The sequence below is a fragment of the Providencia sp. PROV004 genome (assembly GCF_011045615.1).
Taxonomy (GTDB): domain Bacteria; phylum Pseudomonadota; class Gammaproteobacteria; order Enterobacterales; family Enterobacteriaceae; genus Providencia; species Providencia rettgeri.
Genome location: NZ_CP042859.1, coordinates 975,307 through 995,602, shown reverse-complemented (window position 1 = coordinate 995,602; position 20,296 = coordinate 975,307). Strand labels below are relative to the sequence as shown.

The window sequence follows — 20,296 nt, the reverse complement described above, 5'->3', positions numbered from 1 at the left end:
AACCCTACATATAATTAAACGCTCTTTTAGGAGAACATCTTATGCTGAGTAAATTTAAAAAGTTGGCTGTAGCTGCAAGTGTACTGACTTTAGGTATGGCTTTTAACGCTACCGCTAAGCCAGTTTCAGTGGGTATGTCATTTCAAGAATTAAACAATGAATATTTTGTCACCATGAAGGAAGCCTTAGAGAGCGCAACAGGTGATATGGGTGCCCAACTATACATCTCTGATGCGGCTCATGATGTATCAAAGCAAACCAGTGATATCGAAGATATGTTACAGAAAAAAATCGATATTCTGTTAATTAACCCGGCCGATAGCGTTGGTGCAGAAACAGCTGTACTGGCTGCGAAAAAAGCGGGCGTTGTGGTTATCGCTATTGATGCACAAGCAAATGGCCCAATTGACTCTTTCGTCGGTTCTAAAAACTATGATGCTGGCTTAATGGCGGGTAAACGTTTAGGTGAAGCATTAGGCGGCAAAGGTGAAGTGGCTATTTTAGATGGTATTCCTGTCGTACCAATTCTTGAGCGTGTTCGCGGCTTTGAAGCAGCGATGAAAGAATACCCAAATATTAAAATCGTAACTAAATTGAACGGTAAACAAGAACGTGATACTGCGATGAACGTTACCGAAAATATGCTGCAAGCGAATCCAACTCTCAATGGGATCTTCAGTGTTAACGATGTCGGTTCTTTAGGTGCACTAGCAGCGATTGAATCTTCTGGCCGTGATGTCAAATTAGTGAGTGTTGACGGTTCTCCTGAAGCTGTTGCTGAAATTGCCAAAGGCAACTCTCCATTTATTGCAACTTCAGCGCAATTCCCTCGTGATCAAGTGCGTATTGGTTTAGCAATGGGCTTAGCAAAATACTGGGGTGCCAATGTTCCTAAAGAAGTCCCAATTGATGTTAAATTGATCGACAAAACCAATGCAAAAGATTTCCACTGGTAATCGCTAGTTATCAATAACCGATGTATTGCACCTGTATTTCTGATGTTCGGTGCAATACATTTTCATAAATATTAATTATTAAATGCATATTGGAATAAAAATTCCAAATGGCTTTGTTACCCATTTTTAAGCAGTTGAGAAATATAGGGAAGCAATATGATGCAATTATTAGCATTAAAAGATGTCAGCAAAACTTTCCCTGGGGTTAAGGCGTTAGATAATATTAATCTTTCCCTCGAAAAAGGAGAGGTTCACGCATTATTAGGTGAAAACGGCGCAGGTAAATCAACGCTAATGAAAGTGTTATGTGGAATACATAAACCTGACAGCGGACAAATCCTGATTGAGGGCAAAGAGCACACCTTTCATAACTACAGAGATGCAATCAAAGCTGGCGTAGGTATTATTTTCCAAGAATTTTCTCTTATTCCTTATTTAAATGCTTTTGAAAATATATTTTTAAATCGAGAGTTAAAAAATAAGTTTGGTTTATTAGATAGAAAATTAATGCGAAAAAAATCACAGGAAATCTTAGCTGAGCTGGGTGTCAACATTAATATTGATGAACCTATTAGCCATTTAAGTATCGCGGAACAGCAGTTTGTTGAAATCGCAAAGGCATTATCTTTAGACGCTAAAATTTTAGTATTAGATGAACCAACTGCAACATTAACCCCCAATGAAGCAAATCATTTATTCGATGTAATGCGTGATTTAAAAGCTAAAGGGGTTGGAATGTTTTTTATTTCACATCATTTAGAAGAAATTTATGAAATCTGTGACACCATCAGTGTACTGCGTGATGGACAATATATTGGGTCACGTAAGGTTGATGAAACAGATTTAGACGTTATCATCGAAATGATGGTTGGCCGTGAAGTTGAAAATATTTATCCTCATAAACGCCAATTCAACGAGCAAAAAGTCATCTTAGATGCTGAAATTCAGCGCTTCTCATATAGCCCAACTAACCACCTTCAATTAAAAAAAGGTGAAATTCTGGGGCTTGCGGGGTTGGTCGGTTCCGGTCGTACAGAGACTATTCTTGCCATGATTGGTGCTGACAAAGCATACAAGAAAAAAGTTATTTTAGAAGGCAAAGAAGTTAAAGTTAAATCGGCTGCAGCTGCGCTGCAATTAGGTATCGGTTTATTACCCGAAAGCCGAAAAACCCAAGGTCTTGTATTACCCTTCTCCGTTAAAGAAAATATATGGTTAAACAATCACGCTCAAAAATTATTTTTAATTCAAAATAAAAAAGAACTCACTTTATCTATTGATCTAATTTCCCAAGTAAAAGTTAAAACACCAGAGCCTCACACTGCGGTTTCTACTTTAAGTGGTGGAAATCAACAAAAGGTTGTTATTGCTCGCTGGCTAAATAAACAAGCCAAAATTCTTATTTTCGACGAACCCACTCGAGGAATTGATGTCGGGGCAAAATCAGAAATTTATCAGTTAATGCGCTCTCTAACTGAAAAAGGAATTTCCATTATTATGATCTCATCGGAGCTACCAGAAGTTATTGGTGTCAGTGATAGAGTTTTGGTTTTTCGAGATGGCGAAATTGCCGCTGAGTTAACTGGAGATGAAATAAACTCAACTCAGATCATGGTACATGCGGCCGGCAATATTATATAGGATAACGACTATGTCTAATCAAAGTGCAATTCCATTAACTAAAAATAAGTTTAGTTTTTCTAAGTTAACTAAAATACCTGCATTTTTACCACTTGTTGGTTTAATTCTTTTATTTGTCTGCATGTCCATTTTTAATGAACATTTTTTAACTGTAAATAACCTTTCTACTATTGCTCGTCAGGTTTCTATTAATGCCATTATCGCTATCGGTATGACATTTGCTATCTTAACTGGTGGAATTGACTTATCCGTTGGTGCTGTTATGGCACTTTCTGGAACCTTGATGGCTGGCTTAATGAAATATTATGGAATGGATCCTTATGCAGCCATTGCTCTGGGGTTATTATCCGGTGTTGCTTTTGGCTTTATTAATGGGATTTTAGCGGCTTATGGTAAAATGCCGCCCATCATTGTCACCTTGGGTGCCATGATCATTGCTAAAGGCCTCGCCTTAATTTATACCGGTGGCTACCCAGTTTCAGGATTACCTCAAGAGTTTGCTTTTTGGGGACGAGAAGAATTAATGGGGATCCAAGTTCCTATTTTATTAATGCTTGGCCTTTATCTTATTTTCTATGTTGTACTAAATCATGTCTCTTTTGGCCGCTATATTTACGCGATAGGCGGTAATGAAGAAGCCGCTCGTCTCAGTGGTATCCGCGTTGAACGTTATAAAATGTTAGTTTACGTCATTAGCGGTTTTACTGCGGCTTTCGCTGGGTTAATATTTACCTCTCGAGTCATGAGCGGGCAACCCAATGCAGGCGTAGGCTTTGAGTTAGATGCAATTGCTGCAGTCGTACTCGGCGGTGCTTCAATCGCAGGGGGCCGTGGTATGATCATTGGCACACTCATTGGCGCAATGATCTTAGGTGTACTCAATAATGGTTTAAATTTATTAGGTATTTCACCTTATGTTCAATATATTGTAAAAGGCCTAATTATTTGGGGGGCGACCTTAATTAGTTCAATGAAACGCTAAATGAATAGTTTCTCATAACCATTAAAATAGGCAGGTATCGTTACCTGCCTATTTATATTTTTCATACATTAAATTACATGTATGTTAACTGTGCTCATATGCAACTCAAATTCTTTAGAGTACATATAAAAATCATAACGTACTTTATTTCTGATTCTTATTAATAAACAACAAGTTTCCCATCAACAAATATTTGTTTTGTTTTATGATCTTTATGTGAATCTCGTTCTATCTCAGAAAACAATAACTCAGTTGTTAATTCACCAAGATATACCGAATCATGGTGTACACCAGAAATAGATAAATGGTAAGTATCTGCATAGGGAGGTAAATCAACAGAAAAATAGCGGCAAGAAAGGCCTAATTCTAAAATGATTTTATACATTCCAGCTGTAATAATTCCATTCAACCCAACTATATACATATTAGGTGTGTACAGCTCTTGGACTTTTTTCCTTAAATAATCTTCATCATTCTTATTAAACATATAGCTACTGTATAAGACATTGATGCTTTTTCTATTTGGAAAATTTTCATATATCCCCGCTAAACGGGATAAACTAATTTCGGAGCCTTCTGGCCCTGAAACAATAAGTGTATTCTCACTATTTTGTTGGTTAAGAAATTTTCCTGTTAAAGCACCTATTTCAAAGTTTTTCAAGAATAAACCCGAATACTTATTTTGATAACCATAAATTGAACGGTCAACAAAAACCAAAGGCACATTGTGTTGGTCAATTAATGATAAGTAACTTGGTTGATAGTCTTTATCGTCACGAACTGGCGATAGTAGAATACCGCTCGCCTTGTAACTGACTAACGTTTCAATTGCTGTTTTTTCTGCTTTTTCATCGCTATCTGAATCAAAAATCATGACTTGATAGCCTTTTTCTTTCGCTAAGCGTGAAACTGTTTGAATAAGCACCACATAAAATGGGTTAAATGTACTGTCAGTGACCACACCTATTATACGGCTATTTTTATTTTTCAGATTACGCGCAAAAAGGTTTGGGACATAATTGAGTTCTTGCGCAATAGCTAATATTTTATCTCGAGTTTCTTTCTTTACCATCTCAGGATGATTAAATGCTCTAGAAACTGTAATATCAGTTACATTAGCACGTTTTGCTATATCAATTATCGTTGTTGAGCTATCTTGTTTTGTCATAATTATACTAGTCAACCTTTAATGATTACCCGGAAGAATATATTAGCAATCCATTTTGCTATTATCTGGGTAGATAAAATGCGATTATTCATTATACCTCTTTGAGCTTGAAGATAAATCAATTTAACTTTCATTAAGGAGAATAAATGACTGATAATTCAAAATAGTGACACATGCCGCATGAATTATAAAAAACCACTTAATTGCTTGATATTTAAAATCTATTTTAAATAATATTTAATTCAATCAGTACTGATAAAATCAACCATAGAGCAACAAAGATAACAACACTTGAAAATAATATTTGGATAGCCTTATTGGAAATATAATGCGTTATTAATCGACCAATTAATAAACCAATAACACAAGAAGCAATGAAAACAAGACTAATTTCTTTAGGGTACTGGAACCCATTCCAGACATTAATGAAAATACTAATACTACCAATACAAAAAATGACCATTAATGATGTTGCAATAATACTCTTCATATTTAAATTAGTGAATTTTCGCAATGCAGGAACAATAATAAAACCACCTCCCACACCTAACAGCCCAGTAAGTAACCCAGTAACAACACCAATGCCCCCCAAGATTAAAGCAGTTTTAGTATTCCAAATAAATTTTCCAGTGTCTTTATTAATTATACAATGAACATCATTCTGCACATCTGCTCGATTGAAAAATATACGGCATCCGACGTAAATCATAACGAAACTAAAAGCAAGCGTTAACCAAATTGGTGGGGTAACATGGGCAAGATAAACACCATATTTAGCGGAAGGAATGCTCAATAATGCTATCCAAATAGCCGCTTTATAGCGAATGTTATTTTTTATAAGGCCCTGAACAACACCAATAAATGCAGCAATTGTAACCGCTAAAAGACCAACGGGTGCCGCTAATGCCACACTCCAATTTTGGCTTGCCATTAACGCTGGAACAGCAAGAATACCACCACCGGCTCCCGTTAAACCAAGTAGGCAACCTATCAATAACCCTTCTAATATCAGTATTAGCATTGTGAATGACTTATCATTATTTTCAAATATATTCGCTGAGCATTAACGCTTCCCAAGTGCTTTATTCAATACCATTAATGCACAATTAAATGACACTTCTCCAGCAATAATATCGATTAAACGAGTATCTTGGAAAATCGCAATTGTCGGCACTGATTTTATACCATATTTAGGAGCCAAAGTGGGTGACTGAGCAATATCCACAAGACCAAAAACAATATTATTTTGTTGAAAATGCTCAGAAAGTTTAATGAAAATAGGGTGCATGCTTTTACAAGGCAAACACCAAGACGCCGAAAAATAAACAACTACCGTTTGATGCTCTTCCTGACCTAGAGGGTAAAGTGTGCTTGAGAAATTATCACTATCTAACTGTAAGATATGAGGCATTATACGCTACCTTTTTATACATTTTTTCTTGAACTAACATACTGAAGTGATGCTTCAGATAATATATCACCTCTTATCCATTAGTTGTTCAATATTATTGATAAATTAAATATTACCTAAAAATCAATTGGTTGAGTTAAATTTAATCATAAAAAAATACACGTGTGAAAAATAATAAGTAGTTAAAATAAAATCTGTATTCATTTAACAAAAAATAACCATACAATATATATACGCTACTTTTATTTTTTATTATGCATTAATTTTTTGTTTGTGAATATTCTTGTCGTTATAGTAACGACGTCGTTTAATATAACTTAAAGGTGTTCATAATGAAAAATAGACTATATCTTTTACTCTTATTAATATTTAGCCTTCAATTTTTGCTCATTTAGATTCTGCTTATTACAGAAGCGCTTCTGATGGATTTACGGCGAAGCCTAAATGGATGGATACTCTTAGAGATGATATAATGCTTTCCGAAATAGCATTACCTGGGACTCATGATAGTGCTGCATATAAAAATTTTGTGGATAGTGTGTCAACACAAGCATTAAATTTTGACCAACAATTAGAATATGGTATTAGAGTATTTGATATCAGGGTGAGGCATACGAGTAATGCATTTGCCCTACATCATGGTAGTATATTTCTTGATGTTATGTTTGGTGATTTTATGAATTCCATTAATATTTTTTTATCAAAAAACCCTTCTGAAACCATTATTTTTAGGTTAAAACAAGAAATAGCCCCTGACAATAATAACACTCGCCCCATGAATAAAACATTAGAGTATTACATTTAATTATATAAAGATAAATATTTTAATTTACAGTCTATGGATACAAAATTAGGTGATGTTAGGGGAAAATATATGATACTTAGCAATAATGCTGCTTTTCATAATTATGGTTTAGCTTACGAACTTACAAGTATACAAGATAATTTCCATTTAAAAACCAATTGGCATTTATATTCAAAATGGGAGGCAGTAAAAACACAATTAGACCGTGCAAGTAATGGAAATAATAATAGAATCTATATCAATTACTTGAGTGGCTCTGGCGGTTCGTTTCCTTATTTTGTTGCAAGCGGGCATTCATCTCCAGGTACCTCAGCACCCCGTCTTTCTACCGGCTTAACCACTCCAGGATGGAAAGACAGTTATCCGGATTTCCCTAGAACATCTTGTGCTGGTATTTGTACAATTTCCTTTGAAGGTACAAATATTCTAACTCGAGATAAATTAAAATATTATAATAGCCTAAATATGAAACGCTCTGTCGGGATAATTATGGCTGATTTTCCTGGTGAGTCTTTAATAAGCCATGTAATAGATAATAATAAGAACCTACGAAAATAATTATTTTAAAATAAAGCATATAAAAGAATAAATTTTTTCCTTTATTTTTAATAATATCCAAACAGATTTTATTTTAACTAGAAATTTATTACAAAATCACTTAACACCCAAATTTCTAATTTGCTATTTGGCTGGTGAGAGATAAGTTTATTAATGCAAGTCCCAGTATTTTCTAAGACTTGCATCCGTCCCGCAATATCCGTGATTTGTTTGCCTAACTGCTAATGACCGCACCATCGAGCTGGGCGTGAATGCCAGCGGTCACTTCTGTGTCGGTATAAAACTGGCTGTCACTCTTTTCAAATCCGCTGCCTTTATTCACACTCGCATTGACATTCCAACCGCCTGTACTGATACCCGCACCGATTGAGCCACCTTTACTTTCATTTTTGCCACCCACCGTTTGCGTATTCGTCGCACTGGTCAGGTTAATATCATTTTTGGCAGTTATCCGGGTATTTTGTCCACTGATCTCACCTGAAAGTTGATTAATAACGGTCGTTGTGTTTAAAGCCAGTTCGCCAAGACTAGAAAATAAACAAGGAAAAACAATTTATTGATTTTCGGCTGATAACACAAAGCGGGAAAAAATACGCTTTATCCCGCTTTGTCAACAACCTCAAGGGCAGTTTTACTTTGCCCTTATATTCTGTGAAAGGAAAAATATCTAACTATTACTTATATTCAGTTTCAATGCAGCGGCGATAGCGAGAGGAGAAAAGGTAATGCTCGCTGCAAATAACGCGGCAAGAATGGCAAAATAGCCATCGAGAGGCATTTTAAAGCTATGTGCCTCCATCGTACCCGTTGCATAAATAAGCACTGGAATATAAAGCGGCAAAACGAGCAGACTAACTAAAACCCCGCCTTTTTTTAAGGAAACCGTTAATGCCGCACCAATCGCGCCAATAAAACTTAATACCGGCGTCCCTAGTAATAAAGTACCCGCCAACACCAATAGCGTGTCTGCACTAAAAGACAACATTAATGCCGCAACCGGAGATAACAAGATCAATGGCAACCCAGTTACTAGCCAGTGGGCGATCACCTTAGCAAATACGGTTATAAATAAAGGATGTGGCGCAAGTAACAATTGCTCAAGGGAGCCATCAAGATAGTCATCCTTAAATAAACGCTCTAGTGATAATAGTGAAGACAAAATAGCCGCGACCCAAAATACCCCAACGGCAATACGCGCTAATAATTGAGGCTCAGGACCGATACTAAGCGGAAATAATGTGATAACAATTAAGAAAAACCACAACGGGTTAACGAGCTCAGAAAAACCTCGGAAAGCAATTTTAAGCTCCCGTTTAATTAATAACCAAAACATGATTCAACCCCACCCGTCAGTTTTAGTGAACCAAATTGCCCTGACATCGCTTGGTGAGAGGTAAACAAAATAATCCCCCCCTGCTCTGCATGCTGATGAAAACGTTCTGTTAAACGAGCGACTCCCGCCACATCAATTGCGGTGAAAGGCTCATCAAGTATCCACAGAGGGGCTTCGCTTAGCCATAGCCTGGCTAAATTAACGCGCCGTTGTTGCCCTGCAGAAAGTTGGCTAACAGGAATATCTTCATAACCGATTAATGAAACTTCCTCTAAAGCAGACCAAATCCGCTCGCCTTCATGCCCTTTATGGTGCATTTGATAATAAAACTTGAGGTTTTCATAAGGTGTCAGTAACGATTTAACCGCAGGTTTGTGGCCTAAATAAAGTAAATGGCGAGTGAATTCTTCTTTTAGCTTATCAATCGATTGATTATTCCAACAGACCGCACCTTCATCAGGTTTTAATAACCCAGCCATCATACGTAGCAGGGTTGTTTTTCCCGCTCCATTAGGCCCTTCAACTTGTAAGATTTCACTGGGCTGCACAATAAAATCAAGTTGATGGAATAACACCCTATTTTGCCGATGGCAACTCACTTGTTGAGCACTTAGCATGAAGCACAATTCCTGTTGTTTTTATTTTGAGGTTAGCTTTTTGCAACTTTGTTCAACAGCATATCACTAATAGAGTCACTCGATATTGCTTCACCGCAAAGCACTTGCATCAAAACCTCTGAACCTAAGGTCGATAATGAAAACAACATATCAGGTTTAAGTAAGCGAACTTTATCCATATTACTTTCTTGATTAATTAATACCACGGTTTTCACCGTGCCCTCAACACCCGCTTGTTCTTTCACGCCCAATAGGGCAAAAGTGCTGAGCGAATCGCTATCCGTCATCACCAGTACGCACTTAGCATGTTTTACGTTTGCTGCTGCTAGCAATTCCGAACTGGTGGGGTCGCCCGTTACAATGTTATCTTTTTCTGGATAATGGCTACGATGGTTTTCTTGGCAAATCACGGCTACAGGTAGCTCTCGTTTTTTCAGCCCTTGATAAACATTGACGGCCATCGGTGTGCTACCAATCACCACATAATGATTTTTCATATAAGAAAACCTCTTACGCACAATTTCTTTCGTGCCTTTTGCTAACACCCCAACAATATAAACCACTGAAGTGGTAAAAATTGTGATCCCTAAAATAATCACTGTCACCGTGAACACACGCGCATCCACGGTGACCGGTACAATGTCACCAAACCCGACCGTCGTCATGCATACTAAAGCAAAATAAAAGGCCGTAGTGCCATCTTTAACCACTGGCGAAAATTCATTACCAATGTATAAAGTGCCAAAAATGGAGTAAAGCAACAATGCGATAATACACGTGATCGCCACAAACCCTGCACTAGTTAAGCTATGATGATGATATAGCTTCCAAAACACACACAATGCAATTAATAAGAAGAGCGAGAAATAACCTTGGTGAATGTTTTCTTGCGCTAACCTCAAATCAACAAATGAAATAATTCCAAGTAAAAATAATGAGAACACCCATGCGATACGGGCTCCATTAACCATAAATAGCGATAGGAAGATAAGCGAAATCCCCAATAGAAAACGAGGAATATCCAGCAGTTTCATAAAACCGAGTGATTTCAACCACTGTGTCAGCCCAGACTCACGCCAATCAATATAGTCGGTATAAGCACTTAACACAGGCTTTAGAATCATTGTGCCATCAATAATAATTAATAATGAGAGCAGCACCCTGATTGATAAGGATGATTTCAAAAAAGCCACAAATGAGTTGTCTAACATAAGTTGCTCTCACCCTTTATTGATAATGTTGGTCAAATTTTTATACACCATAAATAGGTTAAAAGATAATATCAACTGAATGAAATATTATTAAACAATAATTCAAGATTTTACTGTTTTAGTATCAACGTATAAAACATTGTCTATAATGCAATATCATAGAAACAGTTTCGAGCTGTAACTTGGCTCAGAAGTGCAGTTAACCCCCTGCATCTTGAAAGATGCCGATTCATACTCTAAATATTTCGAGAGGCAGGTAGGCGACAAATGACGATAGGCAAGGAGCATAGGTAAACTATGTGACTTGGCGAGCGGAGTACAGTTAACACCCCTGCATCTTGAAAGATGACGAGTATGGGGAACTTAAATTACATCTTCATATCTAAAAATCGATTTCTCAATTATTTTTCAATTCGACTTAACAATAATAGAAAACAAGAGTTTAAAAACCTATGAGTAACACTACACACTCGGAAAAGTTTAGCTGGACCTCTCTGTTCTGGTTACTAATCTACTTTTGGTATTTTTCATCGTTATTACAGCTGTATGTGCTCGTAACAGGGCAAAGTAACTCCATTGGCCTTAGAGACTCACTACTTTATAGCTCCCTTTGGCTAATTCCTGCTTTATTGTTCCCAAAAAGAATCAAATTAGTTGCTGGGGTGATAGGTATTGTTCTTTGGCTATCCTCTGTTGTCGCACTCGCCTATTTTGTGGTTTATGGCCACCAAATATCGCAAAGTGTCATGTTCGTCATGTTTGAAACTAATACCAATGAAGCTGGTGAATTTCTTAAGCAATATTTTAGCTTCAAAGTCCTAGGCGTCATACTCGCCTATACTGTCGTGGCAATTTTCCTTTGGACGCGTCTAAAACCTGTCACATTACCCAAATCAGGGAGAATTGGTATTTCATTACTGATTTTAGTTATTTTATTCGGAATTCCTTATTATAACAAAGGGATAAAACAAGACCGACCAATGGCTAATGTTGCGTCTTATTTGAATAGTAAACTCGCCTATGCTGCACCATGGCAATTTGTTAGCGGTTACTTTTTATATAAAAACCAGTTGGCAAACATGGAAGAGCTAATCCGTGACAACAGTAAAATTCCGCCACTAGAAAACTTCGTCGATGCAAACGGTGATACTCCACGTACATTTGTATTAGTGATTGGTGAATCCACCAGCCGCGATAGAATGAGCCTGTATGGTTATTCACGCCCAACCACGCCTGAGTTAGAAGAACTTGCAAGGGATTATCCTAACAACTTATCAGTATTCAATGATGTTGTGACATCACGACCTTATACCATTGAAGCGCTACAGCAAATTCTGACGTTTGCGACACAAACTGAACCTGAATTGTTCAATTCACGCCCTTCTATCATGAATATGATGAAGCAAGCGGGCTTTAAAACGTTTTGGATCACCAACCAGCAGACAATGACTGAACGTAATACCTTATTAACCGCATTTTCTCGCCAAACAGATAAGCAATATTATTTGAATAATGATATGGCTCAAAGCTCACGTATTTATGATGACGTGGTTTTTTCTCCATTCAAAGAAGCACTTGCAGACCCTGCTGAAAAGAAATTTATCGTTGTTCATCTGTTAGGGACTCATATGCGCTATGAATTCCGCTATCCTGAAGATAAAGCTATTTTCAAAGACAAAGATAGCGTAGTTCCCGCTAATTTAAATGAGGATGAAGTAAAAGATTATAATGCGTATGATAACGCACAACATTATAATGACTATGTTGTTTCAACATTAATCAAAGACTTTGATTCTTCAAAAGAAAATGGTTTTTTGGTATTTTTCTCGGACCACGGTGAAGATGTTTATGATACCCCACCTCATGAAATGTTAGGGCGTAGTGAAGGTAAGCCGAGTAAGGTCATTTATAATGTGCCTTTCCTAGTTTGGCAATCACCCGAGTGGTTATCAACTCATCAATTTGATTTGAATGATAAAACAACTCGACCGTTCAGTAATATGGACTTTATCTATGCATGGTCTGATTTAGCAGGTTTAAATTATACTGGATTTGAACCTGAAAAAAGCCTGTTTAATGAGTCATTTAAGCCTCAGCCTCGTTATATTGGTGACCCAGATAATAAATCTTCATTAATGCTCTATGATGATTTGAAAAAGTAATTAAGCCCCTGTCGGTGAAATATTTTTTGTATTTCACCGACCTATTCATTTAAGCAATGACTTTTAGATGCTGTGCATTTTTGCGGTTTATTTTACCATCTCGCAAAATAAACGTGACTTCACCGCGCCAAAATTCAGCCAAGAAAATATCATTTATTGATTCAATGCCTTGTAATTCAATTTGCTGCATTAACCAGCTTTCATCTCTTTCGATGGACTCCAAACCATAGCTTCTAATAACCCCTTCTTTTATCAGGATCACTGATGGCATATTTTTTTCATCGCAAATAATAGTTAACTGCCCATCGGGCTCTATTTGTGCATAATAAATTTCTTGAAAAGAGTGGATTCCTTGCGCATGAATTCGAGATGAAATATTGATAAGGTCTATCTTATTGGATTTCTCTAAAATGTTTTCCATTATAAATTGGCCTTTTTTAATAATGGGTATGGGATTACCAATCGCCACATTACGAAAAAAATTAAATCTTTTTGTTAAAAAGTTTAAAAAGCTAATAAACAAAACACCAATAATTAAAATAGTCACATACTGGTACAATGGGATAGTATCACTGTAAATCACCCCGCCAATAATGCCCCCTAAGACGAAATTACCAATGAAATCAATAGGAGTCATTTGAGAAAGCTGCGTTTTTCCCGATAGGTTCATATGAGTGATAACAATGGCAAAACCGATAATAAACTTTAAAATAATCAACGAATAATAGTACGCCATATTGCTATTCCTTTGTTATCTAAAACATACATTTGTTTTCATTATTTATTTAACTATTAAGTTTCGAACAGTTTAGCTTGATTATCTACTTTTTATAACGCTATAGCATGGAACAAACGATTATTTTCCCAAAAAATAGGTTTCAACCCAAATCCAAATTCGAAAAATATCTTTATATTTCATCATGTTATATATTTGTTTTATAATACTCTTAATTTCAACTATAGTTAAATATACACATTGGCAATCATGCCAATATCGGGCTTTAATAATGTTTTTACCTACATCGTGCTAAGGATATGTTTATGAATATAAAACTCATCACTTCACTTCTTTTCGCGGGTCTTGTTACTGTTATCGCTGGTTGTGATGACTCATCCAAACCAAGTGATACCGTTAAACAAGCAGAAGAAAAAGCCCAGCAATTAAAAGAAGATGGTGAACAAAAAGCCAATGAGCTAACTAAAGATGCGCAAAATAAAGCTGAAGAGTTGAAACAAAACGCGTCAGAGCTAAGCCAAGAAGTCAAAACAGATGCGATTAATAAAGCCGATGAAGTGGCAACCGATATGAAAGAAAAAACGGAATCGCTCAAAGCAGAAAATGACGCTGAAACTGATAAAAAATAATTTCCTCCTCAGTTCTCTTCAAGAATGTGGGCTTTAAATGCCTGCATTCTTATTTGGTGCCAAAAAAAACAACAAAACCCGCCTAACTAGTTCGCCATTCCACGATATAATTATACTTCTTATTCATTAGCAACTAGGAAAACTAATGCAAATTAAACACAGTATTGGGTACGCAAACCCAGAACTCCTTACCGATGCTTTCAGCCTGCGCCAACAAGTTTTTACTCAAGAGCAGGGGTTCCCCGCTGATATCGATGTCGATGAATATGATGAATCCGCATTACATGTAGTTTTGTATTTAAATGATCAGCCAGCAGCTGTATTACGCTGCGTACTACTTGAAGACACTCTCATCAAAGTTGGTCGTGTCGCAGTACAAAAGCCACACCGCGGCAAAGGGCTTGGACGTGAACTAATGAAATTTGTAGAACAATATGGTCGCTCCCACCATTACCCTAGAATTGCTCTTTCAGCACAACATACGGCCATTGATTTTTACCATACCCTTGGGTATCAAACTGAAGGCGAAATGTATGATGAGGACGGAATGGACCACATTTACATGACATTATCTTTAGAGTAATAATTGCCCTTGAATTAAATTCTCTCGTCCCTATATTGATAGAAGGTCAAGATTTAATCAAATAGAGGTGAATAATGGCAAATGGTTGGGCAAATGAAGATGCCGTTCAAGAACAAATTGATGCCACTCTTGATGATGCGGTAGCGAAAGCGCGACGGCAATTACACTCCGGTGAAAGCGCCGAGTTTTGTGAGGAGTGTGGTGAAGCCATTCCTGAAGCCCGCCGCTTAGCATTGCCCGGCGTTAAATTCTGTATTAACTGCCAAAATGAATTAGATAAAAAACAATCTGCATTTAGTGGTTATAATCGACGTGGCAGTAAGGATAGCCAATTACGTTAGTTACATTTTCATCCCAATTTATCTGTGCTTTTTACTTATCTAGCACTTACTTTCACGTATTTGCGTTAACTTATTGGTAAAACATGTAAATAGTGCATCATTAACTATTAATTTAATGATAATTAACATGATATTTTCATCCCTTATTTAATCTTATTTCCCACTTTTGTTGATCATTCATCTATATCATGGCAGTATAACCGCCTATTTTTTAACTTATGAAGGTGGCAAAGACTCGGATTTCATTACTACTTTAGGCAGTTTAGCCTGTCATCAACACCATATTATTGTTCTTTCTATCTTGTTTCCTTAGGGAACCTTTTCGCAATTATTCATTGTTTCATTAAGAAGGACAGCGCGTTGCATACTTTGTCAATTTCGGTATGCCAAAAATAAAATAAAACAAAAGAAGGTTGTTATGAGTCAAATTGCTACTGATTCTAAAAAAGTTCGTTCTAAAATTAGTCCCCCTGTGTTTTATAGCTCTGCCATTATTATTTTGGTTATCGTTGGCTTTGCCGCTTTGATGCCAGAAGTCGCAGAATCTCATCTAAGTCATCTTCAACAAAATTTATTTAATAACGCAAGTTGGTTCTACATTCTTGCTGTCGCTATTATTCTTTTGAGTGTGACTTATCTGGGACTCTCCCGTTACGGGCAAATAAAATTGGGACCAGACCATGCCCTGCCAAATTTTAGCTATGTATCATGGTTTGCGATGTTGTTCTCCGCGGGTATGGGGATCGGCTTAATGTTCTTTGGGGTTGCTGAGCCTGTCATGCACTACCTCAACCCGCCGGTCGGTGAAGCACAAACGGTTGAAGCCGCTAAAGAAGCTATGCGCTTAACATTCTTCCACTGGGGGTTACATGCTTGGGCGATTTACGCCATTGTCGCGTTAATTTTAGCGTTTTTTAGCTATCGTCATGGCCTCCCTCTGACATTACGTTCAGCCCTTTACCCCATTATTGGTGAGCGAATTTATGGCCCTATTGGTCATGCGGTTGATGTCTTTGCTGTGGTAGGTACGGTATTTGGTGTTGCCACTTCTCTCGGGTTCGGTGTGCTACAAGTAAACGCAGGTTTAAATCATTTGTTTGGTTGGCCTGTGAATGAAACTGTACAGGTGATCTTAATTATCACCTTTACGGGTTTAGCGACACTTTCTGTGGTTTCAGGCCTTGATAAAGGTATCCGTATTTTATCTGAACTCAACCTTGGCCTTGCTTTCTTATTACTGGTACTTATTGTTGCTTTAGGGCCAACAGTGCTTCTGCTTAAATCTTTCGTTGAAAATACGGGGGGTTATCTATCAGAGATCGTCACTAAAACCTTTAATTTATATGCGTATGAACCTAAGTCCAGTGGCTGGTTAGGGGGTTGGACCTTACTGTATTGGGGTTGGTGGTTATCATGGTCACCATTTGTCGGGATGTTTATTGCACGTATCTCCCGCGGCCGCACCATCCGTGAATTTGTCATGGGCGTATTATTCGTCCCTGCAGGGTTCACATTGATGTGGATGACGTTCTTTGGTAACACGGCGATAGATTTAATCAAAAATAAAGGCGCAACACTATTAGCAGATACGGTACAAGCTGATGTGTCTCTCGCTTTATTTGAGTTTCTTAATTACTTCCCATTTTCTTCTGTGCTCTCCTTTTTTGCTATGTTGATGGTAATTGTATTCTTTGTTACTTCAGCAGATTCAGGCGCTATGGTGGTTGATACGCTAGCATCTGGTGGTGACTCAAATACCCCAATTTGGCAGCGTATTTTTTGGGCTGGGTTAATGGGTGTCGTTGCCATTACCATGCTGTTAGCCGGTGGTTTGCAAGCCTTGCAAACACTGACAATAGCCAGTGCGCTACCGTTTGCGATGGTGTTATTGGCCTCTATTTATGGGTTATTTAAAGCACTTCGAGTTGATGCGTATAAACGCGATAGCCAGCAATTAGCGACCATCGCCCCAACCGCCAGTCGTAACCCTATTCCATGGCAAAGGCGTTTACGTAACATCGTATATTTCCCTAAACGCGCGCATGTTAAACGCTTTATGGAAGAATCTGTGAAGCCATCAATGGAAATGGTATCGGAAGAACTGGCCAAACAAGGTACTGTATGCCATATCCATACTGACAAAGATGACCGAATAGGTTTTGAGGTCGATTTAGGCGACGATATGAACTTTTTATACGAAGTTCGCCTCCGTTACTATATTCAGCCCTCTTTTGCCTTAGCGGGTATGGGCACAGAAAGTGATGATGAAAAGAGTGAAGAACAACGCTACTACCGCGCTGAAATTCACTTAAAAGAAGGTGGGCAAGACTACGATGTGATGGGCTGGGCAAAAGAGCAGATCATTCACGATATTCTTGATCAGTACGAAAAACATATTCACTTTTTACACTTGTTGGGGAAGTAGCCCAAAAAGAGTGAGATTGAATATTAAAGACTGAAGTTTACACAGTAGTAACCGCCATCGTTACGTAAAGATGGCGGTTATTTATGATTATTTCCTAGCTTTGCCTTGTTTTATTTTTTCGCTTAATAGCCCATAACCTTAGTCATGGTACATACGCGGAAAATACTCACTAATTTTATCGTTATCCAGTAGCCTATCTTTTGTGAAATCAATGGTATCAGATATCGCAATTCCATGGCGCAATTCTTCAGGAAAGTCTTCAATTGAAGCATAAATAGTCGGCATCAAATAACGAAAATAATCCCCCATCTTAGTTTCACCTTCATAGCCGACAGGGTAATCATCTCCAGGGTTATTGCCTTCTATCGCTTGATAAATAAAAAAACCTTTATTGACTGTCAGATTAGTATCACTGTAATGTCCCGAAGTCATTAACTCATTTTCTATGCACTCTTCAACTTCTTTTTTCGAAGATAGATGTCGATAAAGACATGATGAATATAAATCTAAAATAGCTGAGCCACCTTTATTGAGGGGATAATTTACAAAGGTTGCTGATTCTTCCCACATGTATTCATTTAAATCATTCAAAAGCTCTGTAACATTATTAATCGCCAATAACGATTTAGGTAAATCACCAAAACCATTATTAATCATGACAGCAATTTTTCCGTTTTTATCCATGGCAAACCAAGTAAAAACCGAACCAAAGCTAGGTTCCCAATTAATATCTAACATACTCATCTATCTACTCCTGTTGGCCATGTAACTAGGCAATTGTCACATGTTTCTTTTATTGCTTTTAGCGAAATTGTATCTTTTCCCCAAACCTCTCTAGGCCTGACCGCTTGGGTAAATCGGATATTTTCTGGCTTAACTCCTTGGCGGATCAACGAGTCTGCTGCTGATACCTCAGCACAGGCGCCCACTTTATTTTTACAAAATGTTGTATATTCAGCTATTTTAACACCAAGTTTTTTCTCAACATAAATTACAGTGTCCTTGTTCAGCATTTCAGCTGAAATTTTACCATCGCTGTATCCAATAGCTATCTTCCCCGTTACAGGATCATATGCACCTATCATGGTGGCTGTATTTGCAGCCTGCGTCTTAGACGGGAGTCTATTAATTTCCGCAACCAATTTGTTAGTCGCAGAGGCATGTAATTGCTCTTTTTCTATGATGGGGATTAATTTAGAGGTATTAAGTTTGCCAGATGTTAATAACTCCTTTGAGGTAGTTGGTATTGCATTTTTTAATGATTTAAGTGCCTCCTCAGAGTTCGCTACAACCTTAAAGCCAGCGGCTGTAGAGGTTCCATAAGTAGCAGCCGCTACAGCAATGGCAATCACAGCACCTACGACTGGATTAAGGCTTTCAGTTTTTATATCCCACTGGCTATAAGCATCTTTTACAACAGCCCAATTGATGTTTTTGTTATTTTTAACGTCCCCGAGCCACTCATACCCCGGAGTGCGACTTAATATGGCTAGCGCCTGCTCGAATGACTGTCCTTCTTTGGTTTTGACATCCGCAGTGATCCCTTTATTCGCATCAACCGTCAACTTGCCACCAATATGAAGGCTGGGTAGAATCCATTTATCTGAGGTATACCCTTTATTGCGCTGTGTAATATAAAACCCGTTAGAATTTGTAATCACCTGTTCAAATTGCGAGTTTTTGACAGCCTTAAAATTCACCTTACCGGTTTGACTGGTGATTTTGGCATTCTTGCCCGTATTAATTTTGGTGGCTTCTAAGGTGACATCATCCTTGGCATATAGGTTAATATCACCACCTGCGGTAAATTCAGTGACTTTATTGGTTTTATCACTGCGTGTTTTTCTCACTTCCTTTTTCGTGATACAAAGCGTCCATCTATTGCATTTCTTTTTATACTCTTCGAAGTAACTGCTTTCCTCCATGGCTTGGGCATAGAGATACCCACCTTTTGCCGCAATATCCATCGCGCCTTTGGCAATGAGACGAGACGCTTGGAAAAGAATGCTCCCCTCAGACAAAATGGTCAGCGTTTTACCACTGTTAATTTCAGTGCCAATTTGGCGATATAACTCTTCATATGTTTTCCCTGACTGTTTTCGATAATTCGTTTTAACCGACTCTAACCGTACATTTCCCCCGCTTGAGAGTGTGATGTCATTTAGGGATTTGATTGTGCTACCTTGTGCGGTAAGTGCGCCATTGGAGGCCAGCGTGACGCCTTTATCACCGGAAAGTGTCGAAGTGACATAACGTACATCTTGGTTATCTTCGTTGGGGTTGGGAATGGCAGAGTAAGCGGTAGCCGTTAATTTAGTATCACGGCCTGAAAGTACAATAATTTTTTCTGTGGATTGAAGGTTAGCCGACTGCAAGTCAATATCACGGGCCGCATTTAACGTAATATTACCATTCGCAATGAGTTGAGAGCGCAGCTCTGGGTAGCGATTGGTCTTGAATACATTGTCGACATCTTTAATCGCTTTTAAGCCTAACAAAATATCTTGGCCTGCATTGAACGTCAGTGATTTTCCACTGTTGAAGGCAATGCCATGCGCTTCAATACTTTTGCCTGCGGTGAGGTTTATTTCCCCTGAACTTGCCCAATTTCCTGTTTTGGTAAGTAACGCATTGATATTGGCAGCAGGCTCTGAGGCCGCGAGTTTCATTAAGTTGAGTTCATCGCGACGAATAACAATTGGTGGATAAGCATCAATGATTCATCCTTAAGTCATTGA

At 37.8% G+C, this 20,296-nt stretch carries 20 protein-coding genes; 10 read left to right on the top strand and 10 right to left on the bottom strand.

Translation table 11 applies throughout. The features are described 5' to 3' along the window. The first annotated feature begins 95 nt into the window (after positions 1-95). The 3 genes from FVA69_RS04365 to FVA69_RS04355 all read left to right on the top strand — a co-directional run bounded on the left by FVA69_RS04365 (position 96) and on the right by FVA69_RS04355 (position 3,579). The gene (locus tag FVA69_RS04365) at positions 96-956 is read left to right on the top strand and encodes an ABC transporter substrate-binding protein (RefSeq protein ID WP_370661211.1); all 861 of its coding nucleotides are present in this window, start codon (positions 96-98) and stop codon (positions 954-956) included. 156 nt (positions 957-1,112) lie between these two features. After that, positions 1,113-2,597, top strand: coding sequence for a sugar ABC transporter ATP-binding protein (locus FVA69_RS04360; protein ID WP_164528467.1), 1,485 nt, complete (start codon positions 1,113-1,115; stop codon positions 2,595-2,597). A gap of 10 nt (positions 2,598-2,607) precedes the next feature. Continuing rightward, positions 2,608-3,579, top strand: coding sequence for an ABC transporter permease (locus FVA69_RS04355; protein ID WP_004905244.1), 972 nt, complete (start codon positions 2,608-2,610; stop codon positions 3,577-3,579). 160 nt (positions 3,580-3,739) lie between these two features. Here FVA69_RS04355 and FVA69_RS04350 read toward each other — a convergent pair whose 3' ends face one another. The 3 genes from FVA69_RS04350 to FVA69_RS04340 form a co-directional block, all read right to left on the bottom strand. Further along, entirely contained in the window at positions 3,740-4,747 is a 1,008-nt protein-coding gene (locus FVA69_RS04350) for a LacI family DNA-binding transcriptional regulator (RefSeq protein ID WP_109911949.1), read from the bottom strand. Between the two features lie 226 nt (positions 4,748-4,973). Beyond that, complete coding sequence (locus FVA69_RS04345; protein ID WP_164528466.1) at positions 4,974-5,768, bottom strand: sulfite exporter TauE/SafE family protein; 795 nt, start codon at positions 5,766-5,768, stop codon at positions 4,974-4,976. Positions 5,769-5,810: 42 nt separating this feature from the next. Beyond that, on the bottom strand, positions 5,811-6,158 hold the full coding sequence (locus FVA69_RS04340) for a thioredoxin family protein (RefSeq protein ID WP_117162832.1): 348 nt from the start codon (positions 6,156-6,158) through the stop codon (positions 5,811-5,813). Positions 6,159-6,606: 448 nt separating this feature from the next. Here FVA69_RS04340 and FVA69_RS04335 point away from each other — a divergent pair, with 448 nt between their 5' ends. Both FVA69_RS04335 and FVA69_RS04330 read left to right on the top strand, forming a co-directional pair. Next, positions 6,607-6,963, top strand: a complete 357-nt coding sequence (locus tag FVA69_RS04335) for a phosphatidylinositol-specific phospholipase C domain-containing protein (protein ID WP_164528465.1) — start codon at positions 6,607-6,609, stop codon at positions 6,961-6,963. Positions 6,964-7,032: 69 nt separating this feature from the next. Further along, the gene (locus FVA69_RS04330) at positions 7,033-7,521 is read left to right on the top strand and encodes a hypothetical protein (protein ID WP_164528464.1); all 489 of its coding nucleotides are present in this window, start codon (positions 7,033-7,035) and stop codon (positions 7,519-7,521) included. Between the two features lie 214 nt (positions 7,522-7,735). Here the strand turns inward: FVA69_RS04330 and FVA69_RS04325 are convergent, their stop codons facing one another. The 4 genes from FVA69_RS04325 to FVA69_RS04310 all read right to left on the bottom strand — a co-directional run bounded on the left by FVA69_RS04325 (position 7,736) and on the right by FVA69_RS04310 (position 10,682). Then, the gene (locus FVA69_RS04325) at positions 7,736-7,993 is read right to left on the bottom strand and encodes a hemagglutinin repeat-containing protein (protein WP_238564678.1); all 258 of its coding nucleotides are present in this window, start codon (positions 7,991-7,993) and stop codon (positions 7,736-7,738) included. Positions 7,994-8,188: 195 nt separating this feature from the next. Beyond that, a complete protein-coding gene (gene ccmB / locus FVA69_RS04320) occupies positions 8,189-8,854 on the bottom strand; it encodes a heme exporter protein CcmB (RefSeq protein WP_004914238.1) in 666 nt (221 codons plus the stop codon). Beyond that, complete coding sequence (gene ccmA, locus FVA69_RS04315) at positions 8,839-9,471, bottom strand: cytochrome c biogenesis heme-transporting ATPase CcmA (RefSeq protein ID WP_004914240.1); 633 nt, start codon at positions 9,469-9,471, stop codon at positions 8,839-8,841. Before ccmA ends, ccmB begins: the two co-directional genes overlap by 16 nt. A 32-nt stretch (positions 9,472-9,503) precedes the next feature. Then, on the bottom strand, positions 9,504-10,682 hold the full coding sequence (locus tag FVA69_RS04310) for an ion channel (RefSeq protein ID WP_004914242.1): 1,179 nt from the start codon (positions 10,680-10,682) through the stop codon (positions 9,504-9,506). Between the two features lie 452 nt (positions 10,683-11,134). Here FVA69_RS04310 and cptA point away from each other — a divergent pair, with 452 nt between their 5' ends. Then, positions 11,135-12,844, top strand: coding sequence for a phosphoethanolamine transferase CptA (cptA, locus tag FVA69_RS04305; protein WP_109911944.1), 1,710 nt, complete (start codon positions 11,135-11,137; stop codon positions 12,842-12,844). Between the two features lie 49 nt (positions 12,845-12,893). Here the strand turns inward: cptA and FVA69_RS04300 are convergent, their stop codons facing one another. Continuing rightward, on the bottom strand, positions 12,894-13,580 hold the full coding sequence (locus tag FVA69_RS04300) for a DUF421 domain-containing protein (protein ID WP_004914249.1): 687 nt from the start codon (positions 13,578-13,580) through the stop codon (positions 12,894-12,896). Between the two features lie 305 nt (positions 13,581-13,885). Between FVA69_RS04300 and FVA69_RS04295 the strand changes: the two genes are divergently transcribed. The 4 genes from FVA69_RS04295 to FVA69_RS04280 all read left to right on the top strand — a co-directional run bounded on the left by FVA69_RS04295 (position 13,886) and on the right by FVA69_RS04280 (position 17,558). Further along, complete coding sequence (locus FVA69_RS04295) at positions 13,886-14,209, top strand: hypothetical protein (RefSeq protein WP_004914251.1); 324 nt, start codon at positions 13,886-13,888, stop codon at positions 14,207-14,209. Between the two features lie 145 nt (positions 14,210-14,354). Next, the gene (locus FVA69_RS04290) at positions 14,355-14,792 is read left to right on the top strand and encodes a GNAT family N-acetyltransferase (protein ID WP_004914258.1); all 438 of its coding nucleotides are present in this window, start codon (positions 14,355-14,357) and stop codon (positions 14,790-14,792) included. 74 nt (positions 14,793-14,866) lie between these two features. Beyond that, on the top strand, positions 14,867-15,133 hold the full coding sequence (locus FVA69_RS04285; protein WP_109911943.1) for a DksA/TraR family C4-type zinc finger protein: 267 nt from the start codon (positions 14,867-14,869) through the stop codon (positions 15,131-15,133). A gap of 418 nt (positions 15,134-15,551) precedes the next feature. Next, complete coding sequence (locus FVA69_RS04280; RefSeq protein ID WP_004914264.1) at positions 15,552-17,558, top strand: BCCT family transporter; 2,007 nt, start codon at positions 15,552-15,554, stop codon at positions 17,556-17,558. Between the two features lie 138 nt (positions 17,559-17,696). On the opposite strand, the gene FVA69_RS04275 is transcribed toward FVA69_RS04280, so the two are convergent. Both FVA69_RS04275 and FVA69_RS04270 read right to left on the bottom strand, forming a co-directional pair. Then, positions 17,697-18,302 (bottom strand): hypothetical protein, encoded by a 606-nt coding sequence (locus FVA69_RS04275; RefSeq protein WP_164528463.1) that lies wholly within the window; start codon positions 18,300-18,302, stop codon positions 17,697-17,699. Then, positions 18,299-20,227: a hemagglutinin repeat-containing protein gene (locus FVA69_RS04270; protein WP_238789284.1), complete on the bottom strand. Its 1,929-nt coding sequence runs from the start codon at positions 20,225-20,227 to the stop codon at positions 18,299-18,301. The genes FVA69_RS04275 and FVA69_RS04270 overlap by 4 nt, the downstream gene beginning before the upstream one ends. Positions 20,228-20,296 lie beyond the last annotated feature (69 nt).